Origin of the sequence: Pseudonocardia sp. TRM90224, from assembly GCF_021245725.1 — a bacterium.
In the GTDB taxonomy this organism is placed as follows: Bacteria; Actinomycetota; Actinomycetes; order Mycobacteriales; family Pseudonocardiaceae; genus Pseudonocardia.
The window spans coordinates 163,903-183,842 of the sequence record NZ_JAJGSX010000009.1; the positions used below are offsets into that span (position 1 = coordinate 163,903).

General features: G+C 71.9%; 18 protein-coding genes. 10 read left to right on the forward strand and 8 right to left on the reverse strand.

What is annotated here, in order from left to right; translation table 11 throughout:
• Positions 1-6: 6 nt before the first annotated feature.
• The 4 genes from LL648_RS45240 (at position 7) to LL648_RS17045 (ending at position 5,739) form a co-directional block, all read left to right on the forward strand.
• Positions 7-1,698, forward strand: a complete 1,692-nt coding sequence (locus LL648_RS45240; protein WP_232663554.1) for an Hsp70 family protein — start codon at positions 7-9, stop codon at positions 1,696-1,698.
• A complete protein-coding gene (locus LL648_RS17035; RefSeq protein ID WP_232663555.1) occupies positions 1,688-3,805 on the forward strand; it encodes a hypothetical protein in 2,118 nt (705 codons plus the stop codon). The genes LL648_RS45240 and LL648_RS17035 overlap by 11 nt, the downstream gene beginning before the upstream one ends.
• Before the next feature lie 67 nt (positions 3,806-3,872).
• A complete protein-coding gene (locus LL648_RS17040; protein WP_232663556.1) occupies positions 3,873-5,114 on the forward strand; it encodes a DUF475 domain-containing protein in 1,242 nt (413 codons plus the stop codon).
• Between the two features lie 46 nt (positions 5,115-5,160).
• Entirely contained in the window at positions 5,161-5,739 is a 579-nt protein-coding gene (locus tag LL648_RS17045) for a TerD family protein (protein WP_232663557.1), read from the forward strand.
• Positions 5,740-5,941: 202 nt separating this feature from the next.
• Here the strand turns inward: LL648_RS17045 and LL648_RS17050 are convergent, their stop codons facing one another.
• From LL648_RS17050 to LL648_RS17080, 7 genes are all read right to left on the reverse strand, one after another.
• Entirely contained in the window at positions 5,942-6,358 is a 417-nt protein-coding gene (locus LL648_RS17050; RefSeq protein ID WP_232663558.1) for a tellurite resistance TerB family protein, read from the reverse strand.
• Between the two features lie 76 nt (positions 6,359-6,434).
• Positions 6,435-7,262 (reverse strand): HAD family hydrolase, encoded by an 828-nt coding sequence (locus LL648_RS17055; protein ID WP_232663559.1) that lies wholly within the window; start codon positions 7,260-7,262, stop codon positions 6,435-6,437.
• Positions 7,259-8,425, reverse strand: a complete 1,167-nt coding sequence (locus tag LL648_RS17060; protein ID WP_232663560.1) for a cysteine protease StiP family protein — start codon at positions 8,423-8,425, stop codon at positions 7,259-7,261. The genes LL648_RS17055 and LL648_RS17060 overlap by 4 nt, the downstream gene beginning before the upstream one ends.
• The gene (locus tag LL648_RS17065) at positions 8,422-9,783 is read right to left on the reverse strand and encodes a phosphoribosyltransferase family protein (RefSeq protein ID WP_232663561.1); all 1,362 of its coding nucleotides are present in this window, start codon (positions 9,781-9,783) and stop codon (positions 8,422-8,424) included. Before LL648_RS17065 ends, LL648_RS17060 begins: the two co-directional genes overlap by 4 nt.
• Entirely contained in the window at positions 9,780-10,943 is a 1,164-nt protein-coding gene (locus LL648_RS17070; protein WP_232663562.1) for an HpcH/HpaI aldolase/citrate lyase family protein, read from the reverse strand. Before LL648_RS17070 ends, LL648_RS17065 begins: the two co-directional genes overlap by 4 nt.
• A 65-nt stretch (positions 10,944-11,008) precedes the next feature.
• The gene (locus LL648_RS17075) at positions 11,009-11,707 is read right to left on the reverse strand and encodes a TerD family protein (protein WP_232663563.1); all 699 of its coding nucleotides are present in this window, start codon (positions 11,705-11,707) and stop codon (positions 11,009-11,011) included.
• 10 nt (positions 11,708-11,717) lie between these two features.
• Positions 11,718-12,293, reverse strand: coding sequence for a TerD family protein (locus tag LL648_RS17080; RefSeq protein ID WP_232663564.1), 576 nt, complete (start codon positions 12,291-12,293; stop codon positions 11,718-11,720).
• A 429-nt stretch (positions 12,294-12,722) separates the two neighbouring features.
• Here LL648_RS17080 and LL648_RS17085 point away from each other — a divergent pair, with 429 nt between their 5' ends.
• From LL648_RS17085 to polA, 3 genes are all read left to right on the forward strand, one after another.
• A complete protein-coding gene (locus tag LL648_RS17085; protein WP_232663565.1) occupies positions 12,723-12,908 on the forward strand; it encodes a hypothetical protein in 186 nt (61 codons plus the stop codon).
• Positions 12,909-12,939: 31 nt separating this feature from the next.
• Entirely contained in the window at positions 12,940-14,421 is a 1,482-nt protein-coding gene (locus LL648_RS17090) for a flotillin family protein (protein WP_232663566.1), read from the forward strand.
• Positions 14,422-14,548: 127 nt separating this feature from the next.
• Positions 14,549-17,329, forward strand: a complete 2,781-nt coding sequence (polA, locus tag LL648_RS17095) for a DNA polymerase I (protein ID WP_232663567.1) — start codon at positions 14,549-14,551, stop codon at positions 17,327-17,329.
• Positions 17,330-17,373: 44 nt separating this feature from the next.
• Here polA and LL648_RS17100 read toward each other — a convergent pair whose 3' ends face one another.
• The gene (locus LL648_RS17100) at positions 17,374-18,513 is read right to left on the reverse strand and encodes a threonine aldolase family protein (RefSeq protein ID WP_232663568.1); all 1,140 of its coding nucleotides are present in this window, start codon (positions 18,511-18,513) and stop codon (positions 17,374-17,376) included.
• Positions 18,514-18,564: 51 nt separating this feature from the next.
• Here LL648_RS17100 and LL648_RS17105 point away from each other — a divergent pair, with 51 nt between their 5' ends.
• From LL648_RS17105 to LL648_RS17115, 3 genes are read left to right on the forward strand one after another with little or no spacing between them, the layout of a single operon-like run.
• Positions 18,565-18,984: a helix-turn-helix domain-containing protein gene (locus LL648_RS17105; RefSeq protein ID WP_232663569.1), complete on the forward strand. Its 420-nt coding sequence runs from the start codon at positions 18,565-18,567 to the stop codon at positions 18,982-18,984.
• A gap of 56 nt (positions 18,985-19,040) precedes the next feature.
• Positions 19,041-19,481 (forward strand): VOC family protein, encoded by a 441-nt coding sequence (locus tag LL648_RS17110; RefSeq protein ID WP_232663570.1) that lies wholly within the window; start codon positions 19,041-19,043, stop codon positions 19,479-19,481.
• Positions 19,478-19,855 carry a VOC family protein gene (locus tag LL648_RS17115; RefSeq protein WP_232663571.1) on the forward strand — a complete coding sequence of 126 codons (378 nt, stop codon included), beginning with the start codon at positions 19,478-19,480 and terminating at the stop codon, positions 19,853-19,855. Before LL648_RS17110 ends, LL648_RS17115 begins: the two co-directional genes overlap by 4 nt.
• Positions 19,856-19,940: the final 85 nt, after the last annotated feature.

The following is a 19,940-nucleotide window of genomic DNA, read 5'->3' on the forward strand; positions in this document are numbered from 1 at the left end:
GGCTTCGTGGCCGTCCATGGAATCGATCTCGGGACCACGAACTCCGCTATCGCGCGCACCGGTCCCGACGGGCGCCCCCAAGTGCTTGCGGGGATGTCGGGCGAGGAGACCACCCCGTCGGTCGTCCTGTTCGCCTCGGCCGGCGAGCACGTCGTCGGGCAGGGTGCGCGCCGAGAGGCCCGCCTCGACCCCGAGCACGTGTGCGCGCTGGTCAAGCGCCGCATGGGCGATTCGGAGTGGCGGTTCGTCGCGCACGGGAAGGGGTGGTCGGCCCCCGCGGTGTCGTCGCTGATCCTCAAGAGCCTCGTCGCCGACGCCGGGTACGCGACCGGTGAGCAGCCCACCTCCGCGGTGATCACCGTCCCCGCCTACTTCGGCGACGAGGAGCGGCGCGCCACCGTGCTCGCGGGCACCTACGCCGGCCTCGACGTCGTCGACGTGCTGTCCGAGCCGATCGCGGCAGCGCTCGCCTACGGCTTCGGCCGGCTCGACGGCAGCCCCGACCTCGCCAAGGCCGGCCGGCCCACCAGCGAGACCGTGCTCGTCTACGACCTCGGCGGCGGCACGTTCGACGCCACGGTGATCGAGCTGGCCGACCGGCGCATCTCGGTGCTCGCGGTCGAGGGCGACCACCAGCTCGGCGGCGCCGACTGGGACGAGCGGATCGCGCTGCACCTGGCCAGGGCGTTCTGCGCGGAGAACCCCGCGGCGGAGGACCCGCTCGACGACTCTGCGGGCGCGCAGGCGCTCGTCCTCTCCGCGGAACGCGCCAAGCACCAGCTCTCCGACGTCGACCGCACCGACGTCGTGGTGGCGCACGACGGCGCCCGCTCGACCATCTCGTTGACCCGCACCGAGCTGGAGGACATGACGGCGTCGCTGCTGCGCCGCACGCTCGACCTCACCCGCGCCTGCCTCGCGGAGGCCGCGCGCCGGGGTGTCGCGAAGGTCGACAGCGTGCTGCTGGTCGGCGGCTCGTCCCGGATGCCCGCGGTCGCCGCCGCGTTGCAGAAGGAGCTCGACCTCGAACCGCGCCTGCACGACCCCGACCTCGCGGTCGCGCGCGGCGCGGCGCTGTACGGGGAGAAGAAGGAGCTGGAGCGCATGGTCGGAGCCGACCTGCGCACCCGCGGCCGGCTGCGCGACGGCGCGCCGCTGGAGGACGCCGCGTCCGGCGACCTCGACGAGAGCTGCCGGCGGGTCGCCGACGCGTACGGGGTGCCGCTGATCCAGGTCCGGCGCGCGGTGGAGATCACCGTCGACACGGTCGTCTCCCGGGGCTTCGGCGTGCTCGCCGTGAACTCGATGGCCGGGCGGCTCGAACCCGCGTGGCTCGTGCACCGCAACGACCGGCTGCCCATCCGCACGAGCCGCTCGTTCGGCACCATGCGCGCCGACCAGACGGAGATCGAGGTCACCGTCGTCGAGCAGCAGGGCCAGGCCGAGTCGAGCCGACCTGAGGACGCGAAGATCCTCATCGTCGGTGAGATCACCGGCATTCCGCCCGGCTACGACGAGGGCAGCGAGGTGCGGGTGACGTTCCAGATGGGCTTCGACGGTGTCCTGCACGTCACGGCCTTCCACGTCGACGCCGGCATCCCGCTCACGCTGACGGCGACGACCGGCGCAACGTTGTCCCAGGCCGAGGTGGCGCGCGAGCGCGACCAGCTCGGGAGGACCCGCCGACGTGACGGGTGACCGGGCGGCCGGGCTGCCCCCTTTCGACGCGAACGACTACCGCAAGCGGGTGCTCGCGGCCATCGAGAAGCGCGGCGGGCCCGACACGTCCGACCCCTTCGAGCTCTACGACATCCCTATCGAGGCGGCCGCCGACCTCTCCGACGCCACGGTCGCGGAGCGGATCGCCGAGGTCTGGGGCGCGTGGCAGCGCCAGCGCGACCATCCCAAGTACCGCGTCCTGGTCGGCCTGCTGGTCGAGACGCACGAGATGCGCAGCGCCGAGCTCCTGGACGCCGGCCGGCGCACCCTCGCGGCCGCCCGGGTGCGCGCCCAGCGCGAGCAGCGTGATTCCGCGCGCTACGAGCTGCTCGACGCGGCCATCTCACGGCTCGTGCAACGCCACGGCGGCATCCCGAAGGACAAGGTCGCGGGCCTCGAAGAGGTCGGGGCGCTCGCCGGGCTCACCCCCGCGGAGGTCGCCGCGCGGACCCGCCGGCACCGGTTCGTCGAGAGCTCCGCGGCGCCGAAGCCGCCGCCGGAACCCGGCATCGGGGCCGAACGTCGCCGCCAGGTGCGAGCGTTGCTCGACGAGTTCGGCCGGCTGACCGACAACCCCGCCCCGGCGACGCTGCTGGCGCTGCTCGGGCTGGAGCCCTCGGCGTCGCAGCAGGAGGTGCGCGCGCGGGCGGCGGCCTGGCGCTCGCGTGCGCGCGAGCTGCCGCCCGAACGCCTGCGTGCGGTCGTCGACGAGCTGCTCGTGCACGTCGAGGAGCTGATCGAGCCGGGCCGCCCGGCCATCGAGACCTACCTGGACGCCGTCGCCGCCGACGTCACCGAGCACCTGCGCCCGCGCGTGCGGGCGGCGGTGCTGGTGGAGGACCGGCTCGTCGCCGAAGACCACGCCCACCTGGTGGAGGAAGCGGTCGCGCAGGGCCTCGACGAAGCGCGCGCCCGTGCCGTACTGGAGCGGCTCGCGGCCGAGCTGGGCACGACGATCGAGTCGGGGTCGATCGATTCGGGGTCCCACCCAGCGCCACCGCCGGCCCGGCCGAGCGCTCCGCAGCGCCCGCGGTGGGAGGAGCCGCTGAAGGCGGCCCGGGCTGCGCTGCGTGCGGGGCGGCCGGTGGAGGCGAAGCGCAAGGTCGCCGAGGCCGAACGGCTGGCGGGCGCCGACGGGGCCACGCCCGTGCGGGCCGTCGCCGGCGAGATCGAGGCCGTGCTGGCCGAGGCGGAGCTGCGCCGCCGCGCCGCCGAGACCGCCTACGCGGCGCGCCGCTGGACCGAGGCCTGTGAGCACCTCGAACACCTCAGCCGGACGGCTGGCGACACCGCCGACGACATCGAGCGGCTCCTCGCCGAGGCCCGACGCCACGTCGAGCGCGCCGACTCCGCCGTCGCCGCGGCGCTGGCCGGCCCCGAGTCCGACCGGGCCCGCCAACTGCTCGCTGTGCTGGACACCTGCCCCGGCCACCCCGGCGCGCTCGCCGCGCTGGAGCAGCTGCCGCTCGTCGCGCCGCCGTGGGTCAACGCCGCCCGCGACACCCGCGGCGACGTCGTCGTGCTGTGGGCGCCGTCGACCAGCCCCGAGGTCCTCTACCGGGTCAGCCGGCAGCGCCCCGACGGCACCTGGCAGGTGCTCGGACGGGTCAGCTCGACGTCGATGGAGGACGGCGGCGCCCCGCCCGGCGTCGAGGCCCCCGTGTACTCGGTGGTGGCCCTCCAGGCCGGGCGCAGCTCGGCGGAGACCCGCTCCGACAGCGCGCCGGAACCGACGAAACCGGTGGTGAGCGCCGCAGCGGCAGCGCCACTGGGAGCGCCACCGGCAGCCGCGGCACCGGTGGCGGGTGGGGCACCACCCGCGCCGAGCGACGTGATGGCGACCCGGATCTCCGGCGGCTCGGTACGGGTGTCGTGGACGAGCTCGGCCGCCGGCGACGTGGAGTACCGCGTGCGGTGTCTCGTTGACCCCGCCGCGGAGCGCTGGCGGGTGGTCGGCCGCACCCGCGCCACCGCCATCGAGGACGGTGGAGCCCCTGCCGGAAACGTGCCGGTCTACGCCGTGAGCGCCGCCGTCGCGGGCGTGCGCTCCACCGAGTGCCGCTCGGACGGGCACGCTGGTGGGTGATGCCACAAATCGGGCATGCCTCGCCGGTGGGAGATCAGCGAGGGGCTACGGTTAGCTGCGGTTTTGGGTGCCAGGACCGGCCGAGGCTGCCGACGCAGAAACAGGAACAGGGGATATGAACCTTAGGATATTCGGCTTGTCCTACCTCGTGACGGTGGTGTCACTCGCCGTCGCGCTGATCTACGGCGGCTGGGAAGGGCTGATCCTCTGCGCGATCCTGGGCATCCTGGAGATCTCGCTGTCGTTCGACAACGCCGTGGTCAACGCGACCGTTCTGGAGCGGATGGATGCGTTCTGGCAGCGCATCTTCCTGACCGTCGGCATCCTGATCGCGGTCTTCGGTATGCGGTTGGTGTTCCCGCTGGTGATCGTCGGTGTCACCGCGAACCTCAATCCGGTCGAAGCCATGACGTTGGCGCTGGAGCAACGGCCGGAGAGCGACCCGACCAGCTACGCGCACCTGCTCAACGAGGCATACCCGCAGATCGCGGCGTTCGGCGGCATGTTCCTGTTCATGCTGTTCCTGGACTGGATGTTCGAGGACCGCGACATCAAGTGGCTGGCCTGGCTGGAGAAGCCGCTGGCCAAGATCGGCCAGCTGGACCGGCTCTCGGTCGTCATCGCGCTCGTCGCGCTCGTGCTGTTGGCCACCAACCTCGCCGACGAACCGCACCGGGCCACCGTGCTCATCGCCGGTGCCCTCGGCCTGGTCACCTACCTGGCCGTCAACGGCCTCGGTGAGTTCTTCGACCAGGCCGCCGGCGTCTCCGACGACGAGGACGGGGCCGCGGACGGGGACGCGGAGAAGGCCGACACGACCGAAACCGCCGCCGCCTCGGCGAGCGCGTCCAACGGCTCCGGCGGCCCGTCCGGGCTGGCGAAGGCGACCGGTAAGGCCGGCTTCTTCCTGTTCCTCTACCTCGAGGTGCTCGACGCCGCGTTCTCCTTCGACGGCGTCATCGGCGCGTTCGCCATAACCACCGACCCGATCCTCATCGCGCTGGGCCTCGGCCTCATCGGCGCGATGTTCGTCCGGTCGCTCACGGTGTTCCTCGTCCGCAAGGGCACCCTGGCTGACTACGTCTACCTCGAACACGGCGCCCACTGGGCCATCGGCGCACTCGCGGTGATCCTGCTGGTCGGCATCGGCTACCACGTCGACGAGGTCGTCACCGGTCTCATCGGTGTCGCGTTCATCGGTGCAGCGTTCCTCTCCAGCATCCTGCGCAATCGGCGCCTGGCTGCTGAGGGCATCGACACCCACAAGACCGCTGACGAGATCGCTGCCGAAAAGGCAGAGCACCACTAGGTCGGATCTTCCTTCACACCACCAGCAACGGCGAAATGGAGTGTGCGTGTCCGTCAACATGACGAAGGGCCAGAAGGTCTCGCTCGCGAAGCGCGGGGGAGGCAGCCTGACACTCGTCCGCATGGGACTGGGCTGGGACGCGGTCAAGAAGCGCGGCCTCTTCGGTTCGCGGTCGCAGTCGATCGACCTCGACGCCTCGGCGCTGCTGTTCGACGCGGGCAACAACCTCGTCGACGCCGTCTGGTTCCGCCAGCTGCGCAGCAAGGACGGCTCCGTCCAGCACACCGGCGACAACCTCACCGGTGAGGGCGAGGGCGACGACGAGTCGGTCGTCGTCGACCTCACCCGCCTCCCGGCGACGATCACCCAGATCGTCTTCACCGTGAACTCGTTCACCGGCCAGGACTTCAGCCAGATCGAGAACGCGTTCTGCCGGCTCGTCGACGAGACCACCAACGAGGAGCTCGCCCGCTACGAGCTCACCGGATCGGGCCGCCACAACGCCCAGATCATGGCGAAGGTTTCCCGCGGCGGCGCCGGTGAGTGGACGATGACCGCGATCGGTGGGATCGCCACCGGCCGCACGTTCCAGGACCTGCTCCCGGCAACCGTCGGCTACCTCTGATCGATCACGACACACGGAGGGCCCCCGCGCACGCGCGGGGGCCCTCCGCGTCTCCGCCACCAAATCTCCCCACCGTTTTGTGCACTTGCGCGCCCACAGAGCGCGCAAGTGCACAAAACGGTGGGGAAGTTCGGTCTGCGGAGCCGGATTGACGTGCGTAGGGCCCCGCACGCCGTGCGGGGCCCTACGTGTCTCAGCGAGCTCAGAGGTCGAACTCCGCCGGCGGGATGCCGAGGGCGTTGCAGGCCTCGCGGACGGCCTGCTGCTCGTTCTTGTCGAAGTCGCCGTCGGCGCCACCGATGATGATGCCGACGTTGATGACGGCACGGCCGGCGTCGGGCTTCGACTTCAGCTTGCCGATGGTTGCGATGGCCTCGAGCTTGCCGAAGTCGAAGTTCGACTCCAGCTTCGAGGCGTACCATTCGAACCGCTCCTGCAGCATCGCCGGCTGGAACACCGACAGGACGTCGTTGCTGCCGATGAAGGCCGCGGTCTTCGCGCGCTCGGAGGCGTCGATGGAGCCGTCGGCCGCCGCGATCAGCGCGCACATCGCCATGCTAGCGTTGGCGAACTCCTTGTTCTGGAACTTGCTGACCTGCGTCTTGGTCTGCGTGGTCATCGTCGCTACACGTGCTTTGAGCTGGTCCCACAGGGCCATGAAGACGATCCCTCCGAAAAGTTCTGTGATGCGCTGCTCACAGCCTGCCAGAAACGGACATCCGGCCGGCGGCGGCTACCCGGTCAACGAGCCATTCCAGCAGCTCGGTTCCCGCGAGCACGCCCGTATTTACGGTGACGGCGAGGTGGTCGCGGGTGAACCCGGCGTCGGCCAGCTCGCCGTGCGCGGGGCGGATGGCGGCGTCGGCGGCCTCCAGCAGATCGGCGTCGAGCAGGGAGTCGCCCGCGGCGAGCAGCGGCCCGCCACCGCAGCGGGCGACAACCTCGTGCGCCGCGGCCGATTTGGTGAGCGGCTCCGGCACCGCGTAGACCTTGCGGCCCTGGAGCGAGACCCGCCAGCCCCGCGGTCCGCACCAACGGGCCAGCGCCTCCACCCAGCCGCTGGGCAGGGCGGCCCGGTCGACGACGGCGTAGGCGAACAGGTCGCTCGCCGTGCGCAGCCGCAGCAGGAACGGCCCGCCGCTCGCCGCGAGGTGCGACTCGATCTCCGCGAGCGGCGCGCATCCCGCGAGCCGCGCCCGGACGGTCGCCGCCCAGTCGCCGTCGGGCACGCCGTCGACGAGCAGGTGCCCGCCGTTGCTCGCGATCGCGTAGCGCGGCGCGGTGCCGGGCAGCCGGATCCTGGCCAGCTGCTCGGGGGTGCGGGTGGTCGTCGGGACGACGACAGCGCGGCTCTGCAACCGCTGCAGCGCCGCGACGGCGTCCTCCGTGAGGAACGACAGCGGCGCGCCCTGGTAGATCTCCACGCACAGCAGGCGGGGCGCCTCATGGTCGGGGACGCGCAGGTCGAGCGCGGCGGCGGAGTAGATGACCGTGCGGTCCATGTCGAGGCAGACGACGGTCACCGCGCGGCCGCCAGTCCGTCGGCGCCCGTCGCGCCGCGGGTGAACCGCGGATGGATGAGCCCCACGCAGCTGTAGGGGAGGTCGGCGACCTCCTCGACGGGCACCCCGCGGCGCTCGGCGAGCAGCCGGACGTGCGCGAGATCGGCGGCGCGCGCGCCGGCGCGCACGAGCACCCGCCACGGCACCCTGCGCAGCAGCACCCGCGTGGTCTCCCCGACCCCCGGCTTGACGAGGTTGGGGTCGCCGATGCCGTACTCCTCGACGATCCGGTCGACGGCGGCCCAGCCCGCGAAGTCGGGTTGGCGGTCGGTCGGCGGGGTGGTGTCGCGCACGTCGTCGAACGCGGCGGTGACCGTGTCGAGGAACGTGTTCGAGACGTCGGCGCCGGCGAGCTCGGCGTAGAACTTCGCGCCGTGGTACTGGCCCGGACCGATCAGCCGATCGTTCAGCACCGTGCGCGAGACCAGGCCCGACACCGTCGAGTTGAGGCACGCCGAGGCGATCAGCCAGTCGTCGCGGGTGCCGAAGAGTCGCGCGCAGCGGCCCGGGTCGGCGAGCACGGCCAGCTCCGGGTCGAACCGCGCGCCGGTCGACGCGGCGTGCAGCTCGACCGCGGCGGCCAGCTCGCGCGAGATCGCGCCCTTGCCCGTCCACCCGTCGACGAACACCACCTTCGCCGGGTCGTGGTGCTCGTCGAGGTACTGCAGCGCCAGCTGGTCGATGCCCCGGCCGCGCACGATCGACACCGCGTAGTGCGGCAGGTCCAGCCCGTACCGGCGCGCCGCCCACCGCCGCAGCAGCACCCCGACGGGCGTGCCGGCGCGGGCCAGCGAGACCAGTACGACGTCACGGCCGCGCTCCCGAAGCACCATATCCGCGACCGTGCCGACGGCCTGCGCGAGCCGGGGCGCCGACGCCGCCAACGCCTCCTCGTACAGCTCCAGGTATCCGGCATCGGGCTGGTACTCCTGCGGCAACGACTCGGCGTAGTGCGCCCCGCCGCTCTGCACGGCCTCCTCGCGCTCCTCGGTCGGCGCCTCCAACGCGACTCCGGAGAGGTCGGTGAGCAGCCAGCCGACCTCGTCGGCCGCATAGCTGCCGAACGCGGGTCCGCGCAGTGGTGGGGGTGCCGGGTGTGCCGGACGAGGGGATTGCACGGTCACGGGGTGACCACCACGGTTGTCCTCCGGGTGAGCGGGGCGAGCGCCGCGAGCAGGCCGCTCGCCAGCGCGGGGGTGAGCGCAGGCGGGTCGACGACGACCAGCACGTGGTCCCACGTGTGTCGGCCGCCGAGGTTGTAGGCGAACCGCGGACCCGGCCCGTCGGCCGGGTCGTCGTGCGCGGGGAACGTGATGCCGCTGGTCAGGGCGTACCCCTCGGCTGCGACGACGACGGCGGGGGAGCGGGTGGTCGTCGAGAACGCGACGCTCGGCCCCGCACCGGCGAGCACCTGCGCGAGCCGCAGCGGCAGCGCCATCAGCTCCTCCGTGCCGAGCACGAGCACCCGCTCACCCGGCCGTAGCCCGGTCGCCGCGGCCAGCCGGGTCACGAGAGCGGGCAACACGTCGTCGAGCGTGCGGTGGTGGGCCGGCAGGAAACCGTGCCGGCCGCCGACCGGCAGCCCGGCCGGCCAGCCCAGCGCTTCCAGCCGCACCTCGGCAACGTCCGGAGCGGCCTGGGCCGCGCCTGCGGCGGCGTCCCGATCCAGCTCCTCCCGGATCGCGGCAGCCCGCTCGACGACGTCGTCGGGCAGCTCGACGGCGGCCTGCGCGAGCGAGACGACATCGAGCCGCGCCCCGAGCGCCTCCACCCCGGCCTGCAAGGCGTGCGCGTCCTCGTCGCGCACGTCGACGAGCGCAGCCACGACGTACCGCTCGCGCGGGGCGGCGCGGTGCAGCGCCGTGATCGTGTTCAGCGCCGTGCGGCCGGTGCTGAGCTCGTCGTCGACGAGCACGAGCGGCCGGTCGCCGCGCAGCAGCGCCGGATCGGCCGGCAGCAGGAAGTGCTCGGTCGCGTGCGAGTGCTCCTCGGAGAACCCGCCCGCCTGCGCGACGCCGGCCACGGGACGGCGGGTGGAGTGCAGGTAGTCGGTGCCGCCGAGACCTTCCGCGACGCAGTGCCCGAGCGCGGTCGCCGTCTCGGCGAAGCCGAGGACGAGGACGTCGTGGGGATCTCCGGGCGGGGTGGCCGCGGCGTGCAGGGCCTGCGCCGCACCCGGTTCGGCGCGCACGGCCGCGTGCAGCAGGGCGACCGGCAGCTCCCGCCGGGGGTGCCCGGCGAGCACGTCGCCGACCAGCCCGCCCAGCAGCAGCCCCGCCGCCCGCACCAGCCGCGGATCGGTGGGGATGTGCTTGCCCAACACGGTCGAGACGAGCAGCTGCGCGCGCCGCGGGTTGCGTCGCAGCCCCAGTCGCAGCAGCACCCCGGCGTCGGCGCCGGTGCCTCGGGGGTGCAAGCGCACCCCCAGCCGCCCGACGACGTCCGGGGCCGGGGCGATATCGGCGCTGGTCCCGGCGCTCACCGGGGCAGGCTCGCCGCGAGGAGGTCGACGAACGACACGTCGTCCGCGGCCACCCCGAAGACGCGCGAGCGCAGCAGCGTGGCCCGCGCCCACGCGGTGTGCGGGCGGATCTCGTTCATCTTGTTCTTGTGCCCGGATGCCATGACCCCGCTGGCGCGGCCGGCGGAGAGCACGTCGGAGGCGTCACGGTGCTCCTCGAACGACACGACGGAGAGCGCGTTGACCACCGCGACGTGGCTGGGGTGGATCGCGGTCTTGCCGGTGAGGCCGTTGGCCTTGTCGAGCAGGACCTCCCTGATCAACCCGTCGATCGCGCGGGAGACGAGCTTGCCGCGCAGCTCCTGCTCGTTGTGCTCGTCGAACGGGGAGCGTCGCAGCTGCGGCTTGAAGATCCGCTCAGGGCCGCCGAAGTACTCCCAGACGGGCCCGCTGACGGTGAATCCCGTGCCGTCGGCCCTGGCCAGCGCGTTGACGACGTCGGCGATCAGGTCGGCGACGACCTTGATGTCGTAGATCGCGAGCTCGGGTGAGCGGCGCAGGCCGTAGAGCGCGCACAGATCCGTGGCGCCGAGCCGGACCGCGAGGATCCGCCGCCGGTCGCGGTGCAGCAGCGCACGCAGGCGGGCGAGCTCGTCGCCCCGCGTCTCGGCGTAGAGCACCGAGCCGGACTCCAGCACCGGCATCGCCAGCAGCGTCGTGCCGGCGATCCGGTCGGCGCGGTCGAGCTCGACGAGGTACTCGGTGCCGCTGGCCGCGGTGAACTTCGGCAGCACGAACCCGACCAGCACGGCGACCGCGGGCCCGAGCCGCTCGACGAGCGACACGATCTGCCCCGCGCCGCGCACCCGCACGAACAGCAGCGGCAACGCCGCGCTCGACTCCTCGTGCAGCGCGCGGAACGCGTCGAGCAGGTTCTCCTCGGCCTCCGCGACCTCCTCGTCGGCGATCGCGTCCTCGAGGCACACGACGATCGAGGTGACCCCGACCGCCGCTTGCTTGACGATGTCGGCCGTCAGCGACGGCCGGTCGGCCGGCATGTACAACGTCGCCCCGAGCGCCACCGAAAGGAACTCGAGCCCGCTTCCGCGGTCGAACTCCTCCGGTGGCCGCTCGAAGAGCGTCTCGATGTCGGACGGCGTGAGATAGTCGAAATGCCGCACGGCTTACCTCTCGTCGTGCGTCACCCCGATGTGACACCTTCGGCTACGGATCGATCACCGCGGCGTCACTTTCGCCCGCGGGCCCACTCCATTCCCCACCCATAGGCGCGGTCGACATCTGCCTGCCCGCCCCTGATGTAGTTCACCTCGCGACGCACGACGAGATCACCACCCTGGTTCTCCAACATCGCTATGACGCATGTCGGCGAACCGGAATCGGGCTCGTCGAGCCGTACCTCGATCTCCGGCCCCGCGACGGGGTAGAGGGTGACGACACCGTCGGCACTCGCCCAGTTCGGCACGCCCTCGTAGATGAAGGCGAACACGAGGATCCTGCGGATCTCGCGGACCCTGGACAGATCGATGTACATGTTCTCGCCGCCGACCGCCGAGCCGGAACGGTCGTCGCCGTCCAGCCGGATGATCGGGGCCCCCTGGTAAGGGGCCTGGAAAGCGTTGCCGAGCGCCTGCACGACGCCCTTGCTGCCGTCGGTGAACTCCCACAGGCAGGCCAGGTCGAGGTCGATCCCGCCCGACTTGCGCGAGCCGCCGAACAGGCCCCGCTTCTCCTGCGCGCCCGATGTCCACTGCAGGTTGACCCGCAGCTGCCCGCCCGTCGCGCCACCCTTGGTGAGGGAGACGCTCGGGGCGGACTTGGTCAGGGTGACCTTCGACAGCGAGACCGGCCCTCCCTGAGCAGGCGGGGTCGGTTGCTGGCCCTGCTGCTGCCCCTTGGAGGGACGCTTGCTGTAGTCGATGGCCACAGCGCCGACCTCAGACGTTCACACCGAAGTCGCGGGCGATGCCCGCGAGGCCCGACGCGTAACCCTGCCCGACTGCGCGGAACTTCCACTCCGCACCGTTGCGGTAGAGCTCGCCGAAGACCATGGCGGTCTCGGTGGAGGCGTCCTCGGTGAGGTCGTAACGCGCGATCTCGGCCTGGCCGGCGGCGTTCACCACGCGGATGAACGCGTTGCGGACCTGGCCGAAGCTCTGCGAGCGCGAGTCCGCGTCGTAGATGCTGACCGGGAAGACGACCTTGTCGACGTCGGCGCCGAGGCCGGCGAGGTTGACGTTGATCTGCTCGTCGTCGCCCTCGCCCTCACCGGTGGTGTTGTCGCCGGTGTGCTCGACGGTGCCGTCGGGGCTGGTCTTGTTGTTGAAGAACACGAAGTGCTTGTCGGACAGCACCTTTCCGTCGGTGCCGACGAGGATCGCCGAGGCGTCCAGGTCGAACTCCGTGCCGGTGGTGGTGCGGACGTCCCAGCCGAGACCGACGACCACGTTCGTGAGACCGGGTGCCTCCTTGGTGAGGCTGACGTTTCCACCCTTGGTCAGGCTGACGCCCATTACTGCTCCGAATCTGTTGGTGGGGGCACGCATCCCCCGTTGGCGGCTGAACCCGGCCGAGCATATCGGGCTGCTCTGTACCGTTTGTCAACCCTCGAACGGGCAAGGTGCCGGAAGCGTTCCCGACCGTCCGTGATGTTTTCCGGGGCTTCGGGGTGGGCACCCTCCGCGCCGGATTCGTGGTTGGGCGTCCCTTAGCAGGGTGCCCGTGAACGCCGCCCGGCGCAATGGGTGTCCGGCGCGGTTTTCCTGCGCGCAACCTGCAGGCAGCGCGAAGGTTGCGGTCGGCCGTCCCACGGGCAATCAGTACTTCTACGGTGTCGTCCGCGAGGCCCTGCCGACGATGATCGACCCGCCGGTCGAAGTAGGGTGAGCGCTTCGGACGGTGGGGGTGGCGGTGGTCGATTCATGATCGGGAAGGTGGGTCGCGTGAGCGGCCGGATCGGGCCGGGGTTGGTCGGGGAGATCATGGTCGCCGTGCGCGGCGGGGTCGAGGCGTTCTACGCGCACCCCCAGCAGCCCGGTGAGGAGATCGAGCCCGGTGCCCAGGTCCTGATCGTCGACTTCCAGCCCCCGCGCACCGCATACGTGGAACGCTGGACGACAGCGGGCTGACCCGCGCCTTCAGGGCAGTCAGGGGGGAATCATGGACATTCTCATCACCGTCGGGGCCGTGCTCGTCGGCATCATCGTGCTGACGCTCGTGCTGAAGGCGTTCTGGCGGGTCGCCGAACCGAACGAGGCGCTGATCATCTCCGGGTTCCGGGCGCGCAGCAGCCCCGGCGACACCGCCGACAGCCTCGGCTTCAAGATCGTCACCGGTAAGGGCACGCTCGTGCTGCCCGGCTTCCAGGCGGCGCGCCGGCTCACGCTGGACACCCGCGGGGCGAACCTGCAGGTCTCGTGCGTGACGAAGCAGGGCATCCCGGTCGCCGTGCGCGGTGTCGTCATCTACAAGGTCGGCGACGACTACGCGTCCATCGCGAATGCCGCCCGCCGGTTCCTCGACCAGCAGGACACGATCAACAACACCATCCACGAGCTGTTCGCCGGGCACCTGCGCTCGATCTGCGGTGGGCTCACGATCGAGGACATGATCCACAACCGGGAGGCGCTCACCGGCGAGGTGCGGCGCAGCTCGGCCGACGAGATGAGCAAGCTCGGGCTGGTCATCGACTCGCTGCAGATCCAGGAGATCGACGACAACTCCGGCTACATCGTCAACCTCGGCAAGCCGCACGCGGCGGCGATCGCGGCTTCGGCGCGCATCGCGGAGGCGCAGCGCGACCAGGAGGCCACCGAGGCCGAGCAGGAGGCGCAGGCGAAGAAGGCGGCCGCGATCCGCGCCAGCCGGATCCAGCAGGCCGGCTACCAGGCCGAGATCGATCAGGCGTCGGCCAAGGCGACGCAGGCCGGCCCGCTCTCCGAGGCGACCGCGCGCCAGGAGGTCGTCGTGCAGGAGACGCGTGCCGCGCAACTCGAGGCCGACCTCGCCGAGCAGCGGCTGCAGTCGTCCATCCGCAAGCCGGCCGACGCGAAGGCCTATGAGCTGCGCACGCTCAGCGAGGCGGAGCGCGACGCCCAGATCGCGCGGGCGCAGGCTCAGGCGCGCGAGACCGAGCTCGCCGCGGCCGCCGACGCCACGCGGGTGACGACGGCGGCGAAGGCGCAGGCCGAGGCGACGCGGGCCCGTGGTGACGCCGACGCGACGGCCACCCGCGCCACCGGCGACGCGGTCGCGGCCGCGACGCTCGCGCAGGGCCTCGCCGAAGCCGATTCGGCGAAAGCGAAGGGCCTCGCCGAGGCCGCGGCGATGCAGGCGCGGTCCGACGCGCTGGCGCAGAACCAGGAAGCCGTCATCGCACAGCAGCTCGCCGAGAACTGGCCGGAGATCGTCCGCGCCGGCGCGTCGGCGCTGGGCAACGTCGACAACATGATCGTGCTCAACGGCGCCGACGGCGTCGGGGAGCTGCTCACCAAGGCGCTCGCGATGGGCGGGACCGGCCTCGGGCTGGCCCGCCAGCTGCTCGGGTCGATGGCGGAGAAGCCGGCGCCGGACTCGTCGGACAACGGCACCCGCCCGGCGCCGGAGCGGCCGACCCCGAAGCCGCGGGACGTACCGGCCTAGACCCTGGACCGTCGACAACGACGTTCTGGCTGTTGTGAGCGCTAACAAACAGCCAGAACGTCGTTGTCGACGCGCACGTGCGACCGGCCGCCGGAACTGTCGGTGCCCGGTCATAGACTCCGCGTCGATGAGTCCCGCCACCTCCGCGACCGGCACGACCGGCGCCGAAGCCGTCCCGTCGACGGGACGGCGGTTGCTCTTGCTCGACGGCCACTCGCTGGCCTACCGCGCCTTCTTCGCCCTCCCGGCGGAGAACTTCCGCACGGGCACGGGGCAGACCACCAACGCCGTCTACGGCTTCACGTCCATGCTCATCAACCTGCTGCGCGACGAGCAGCCGACGCATCTCGCGGTGTGCTTCGACGTGTCGCGGCAGACGTTCCGATCGGAGCGGTTCGCCGAGTACAAGGCGAACAGGACGACGACGCCCGACGACTTCCGCGGTCAGGTCGACCTCATCAAGGAGGTGCTCGGGGCGCTGTCGATCCCGCACTTCGGGGTGCCGGGCTTCGAGGCCGACGACCTGATCGCCACGCTCGCGACGCAGGCGGAGGACCAGGGCTACCAGGTGCTCATCACCAGCGGCGACCGCGATTCGTTCCAGCTGGTCAGCGACAACGTCATGGTGCTGTACCCCACCCGCGGCGTGTCGGAGCTCGGGCGGATCGACCCGGCGGCGGTGATGGCGCGCTACGGGCTCACCCCGGTGCAGTACCCCGATTTCGCGGCGCTGCGCGGCGACCCGAGCGACAACCTGCCCAACATCCCCGGCGTCGGGGAGAAGACGGCGGCGAAGTGGGTGCGCGAGTTCGGCTCGCTCGCCGAGCTGACCGATCGCGTCGACGAGGTCAAGGGCAAGGCGGGCGACGCACTGCGCGCGCACCTGGCCAACGTCCTGCTCAACCGGCAGCTCACCGAGCTCGTGAGGGACGTTCCGCTGGAGTCGGGCCCCGACGACCTCGCGGTGCAGGCGTGGGACCGCGATGCCGTCCACCGGCTCTTCGACGAGCTGGAGTTCCGCGTGCTGCGCGAGCGGCTCTTCGCCACGCTGCAGAGCGCCGAGCCCGAGGCCGAGGGTGGGATCGAGGTGCAGGGCGGCGCGCTCGAGCCCGGTTCGGTACGCGCGTGGCTCGACGAGAACGCCCGCGACGGCAGGCGCGTGGGCCTCGCCTTCCACGGCATCACCGGCGGCGCGGCCGAGCCCGACCTCGCCGGCATCGGGCTCGCGGCGGGCGAGCCGACTGTGGAGGCGCGGGCAGAGGGTGCCGCAGCGGGGATTCCGCAGGCCGCGTACATCGACGTCACCACGCTCAGCCCCGACGACGACGCTGCGCTCGGCGATTGGCTGGCCGACCCCTCGGTGCCGAAGGCGGCGCACGACGCCAAGTCGGCGCTGCACGCCTTGCGCGGTCGCGGCTGGAGGCTCGCCGGGCTGACCAGCGACACAGCGCTCGCGGCGTACCTCTCCCGGCCGGGGCAGCGCACGTTCGACCTCGCCGACCTCACGCTGCGCCACCTGCGGCGCGAGCTGCGGGTCGACGGCGAGCCGGAGAGCGGGCAGCTGTCGCTGCTCGGCGGCGAGGAGGAGGCCGACGCCGCGCGGGCCAACGCGCAGATGGTCGCGGCCTCCGCCGTGTCGGAGCTGGCGCTGGCGCTCGACACCGAGCTGGCGGAGAAGGGCGGCACCGAGCTGCTCGCCGAGCTCGAGCTGCCGCTGGAGTACGTGCTAGCCGATCTGGAGACCGCCGGCATCGCGGTCGACGTCGAGGCGCTCTCCGCGCTGGAGGCGGAGTTCGGCGCGCAGGTCAAGCAGGCCGCGCAAGACGCGTACGGCGTGATCGGCAAGGAGATCAACCTCGGCTCGCCGAAGCAGCTGCAGGTGGTGCTGTTCGACGAGCTGAACATGCCGAAGACCAAACGCACCAAGACCGGCTACACCACCGACGCCGACGCGCTGCAGAGCCTCTTCGAGCAGACCGGCCACGAGTTCCTGTCCCACCTGCTCGTGCACCGCGACGCCACCCGGCTCAAGATCACCGTCGAGGGCCTGCTCAAGTCGGTGGCCGCGGACGCGCGCATCCACACGACCTACAGCCAGACCATCGCGGCCACCGGGCGCCTGTCGTCCACCGAGCCGAACCTGCAGAACGTCCCGATCCGCACCGCGGCCGGCCGCCGCATCCGCGAGAACTTCATCGTCGGCGAGGGTTACGCCGAGCTGATGACGGCCGACTACAGCCAGATCGAGATGCGGATCATGGCGCACCTGTCGGAGGACGAGGCGCTGATCGAGGCGTTCCGGTCGCAGCACGACTTCCATGCCGAGACGGCCGCCCGCGTGTTCGGGGTGGAGCCGACCGACGTCACCGGCGAGCAGCGCGCCAAGATCAAGGCGATGAATTACGGCCTCGCGTACGGCCTCTCGGCGTTCGGGCTGTCAAACCAGCTGCGCATTTCCACCGAGGAGGCGCGCGGGCTCATGGACGGCTACTTCACCGGCTTCGGCGGCGTGCGCGACTACCTGCGCAGCATCGTCGACGTCGCCCGCAAGGAGGGCTACACCGCCACCATCATGGGGCGGCGCCGCTACCTGCCCGACCTCACCAGCGACAACCGGCAGCGCCGCGAGATGGCCGAACGGATGGCCCTCAACGCCCCCATCCAGGGCAGTGCGGCCGACATCATCAAGGTCGCCATGCTCGGGGTGCACCGCGCACTGCTGGCGGAGAAGCTGCGCAGCCGCATGCTCCTGCAGGTGCACGACGAGCTCGTGATCGAGGTCGCCGAGGGCGAACGCGAGGCCGTCGAGACGCTCGTCCGGCGGGAGATGGGCGCCGCGGCCGAGCTGAGCGTCCCCCTCGAGGTCTCCGTCGGCTACGGCCGCAGCTGGGACGACGCCGCCCACTGACGCACCGCCCCAACCCCGCCCCGCCCGACCCGCGAAGTTCGGGGTCAGGGGAGGCGGGCGAGGAAGTTGCGGGTGGCCTGCCGGACGTCGTCGGCGGTCCACGCCAGGCCGGGGCTCGTCACCGACACCTCCGTGACGGCCAGCCCGGGCGGTCCGAGCGGCCCCGGCGGGTACCAGCGCCGGAAGAGCGCCACCCCGGTCTGCTCGGCCTGCTCGACGGCCGCGGTCGTGAGGACGCCCGGCGCGTGCGGCAGCCACACGCGGAACTGGTGGGTGTGCGGCCGCCCCTCCGGCTGCATCTGCCACCACACCCCGGCTGCCGCGAGCTCCTCCTGCAGCGCCGTCGCAACCACGCCGGCGTGCTCGACGTAGGACGCCAGGCGCGGCAGCTCCTGCTCCAGCCCGTGCATCGCCGAGAGCGCGGCGGGGAACTGCGTGAACAGCTGCCCGCCGTACCGGTGCCGCCACGCCTTCGCCTCCGCGACGAACGACTCCGGTCCCGCGAGCGCGGCGCCCGAGATCCCGCCGAGCGACTTGTAGAACGAGACGTAGACGCTGTCGGCGAGCGCGGCGATCTCCGGCAACGTGCGACCGAAGTGCGGCGGGCACTCCCAGATCCGGGCACCGTCGACGTGCACGATCGCCTGCCGGTCGCGGGCCGCCGCGACCACGGCCGTCAGCTCCTCGAGGCTCGGGAGCACGAACCCCGCCTCCCGCAGCGGGAGCTCCAGCAGCAGGGTGCCGAACTCCTCGTCGAACTTGCGCACCTCGTCCGCGGTCGGCGGCCGTGGCTCGCCGGTGAGGTGGACGGTGCGCAGGCCGGTCAGCGACGTCAGCGCGGCCCGCTCGTGCAACTCGGGATGTGCGGTCGGGTGCAGCGCCACCACCGGGTTGCCGGTCCGCTGCGCCCAGCACCGCAACGCGACCTGCTGAGCCATCGTCCCGGTCGGGAAGAAGGCCGCCGCCGGGAAGCCGAGGAGCGCGGCAACCGTCTGCTCAAGCGTCTCGACGAGCCCGTCACCGTACATGTCCACGGGCTCGTCCGGGTCGAGCAGCTGCGCGCCACCGGCGGCGAGCTCGGCGAGCCGGTCACGGACGGTGCGTTCGGCGGGCGAGCGCCAGAGCACCTTCGAGGCGTTGCGCCAGGCCGCGAGCATGCGACGCCGATCGGGTAGATCTCCCACCGGCCGATCATCACACGTGCGTCGGAGTCGTCGCTCCTCCAGGATGACGCCATGAGCGAACCGCCCGTCCCCGCGGTGTTCCACCTGCGGCGCGCTCGCGACCTCATCGACCGGGACTTCGCCGAGCCGCTCGACCTCGACGCCATGGCGGCCGCGGCCGGCTTCTCGCGCTACCACTTCGCGCGGGCGTTCCGCAGCGCGTACAGCGAGACGCCCGGCCAGCACCTCACCCGCCGCCGCATCGAACGGGCCCAGGACCTGCTGCGCTCGGCCAACCTCACGGTCACCGAGATCTGCTTCGTCGTCGGATTCGCCAGCCTCGGCTCGTTCAGCTCGAAGTTCTCCGAGCTGGTCGGCGCCTCGCCGACGGAGTACCGCAAGCTGTACGCCGAGCGCGGCGCACCGGCCGTCCCCGGCTGCTTCGCGATGATGTGGGGCCGCCCCTTCCCCGACCAGGGGAAAGCGCAATAGCGGAGAAGCCGGTGCAGGCCCTCCCGGCCATAACCTGCCGGGACAAGGAGGTCACCATGATCAAGGGAATGTCGCACGTGTGCTTCTACGTGCTCGACCAGGAGCGGGCCAAGAAGTTCTACACCGAGAAGCTCGGCTTCGAGGTTCACACGGACGTGTCGATGGGCGGCGAGTTCGAGGGTGCCGGCGAGGGGTTCCGGTGGTTGACGGTCACCCCGCCCGGCCAGCCCGACATCGAGATCATCCTGGCCGACTGCCGCATGGGCCACGACCCCGAGACGGCCGACCAGGTGCGGGCGCTCGTCGCGAAGGGTGCGATGGGTACGGGCGTGATGAACACCGACGACGTCCAGAAGACGTACGAGGAGCTCTCGGCGCGCGGGGTCGAGTTCATCCAGGACCCGGCCGAGCGTCCGTACGGCACGGAGGCGCTCTTCCGCGACGACTCCGGCAACTGGTTCAGCCTCACCAACCGCAACGCCGCAGGTGCGTCATGATCGATCGCATCGCCACGGCGGTTGTCGTCGTCGCCGACCAGGACACCATGCTCGCGTTCTTCACCGGCCCGCTCGGGTTCACCCTCACCACCGACGCCGAGATGTGGCCCGGCGCCCGCTGGGTCGAGGTCGCGCCCCCGGGCGGCGGGACGTCGCTCGTGCTGAGCGCCGCGAAGGACTTCGACCGCGAGCCCGACCAGGTCTACCCGATGACGTTCACCAGCTCCGACCTGGCGGCGACCGCCGCCCGGCTGACCGCGGACGGCGTGGAGGTCACCGACCGGATCACCGAGCCCTGGGGCACCTACATCAGGGTGACCGACCCGGAAGGACGCCAGCTGGTGGTCGTCGACAGGGTCAGCAACAGGGCCTGAGCGACGCCCGGCGTGCCCCCGCCGGGTCCGCACCCCTCGGCGGTAGCCTTCCTGCTCGAACGGCTGTTCGCGCGGAGCGGTCGGG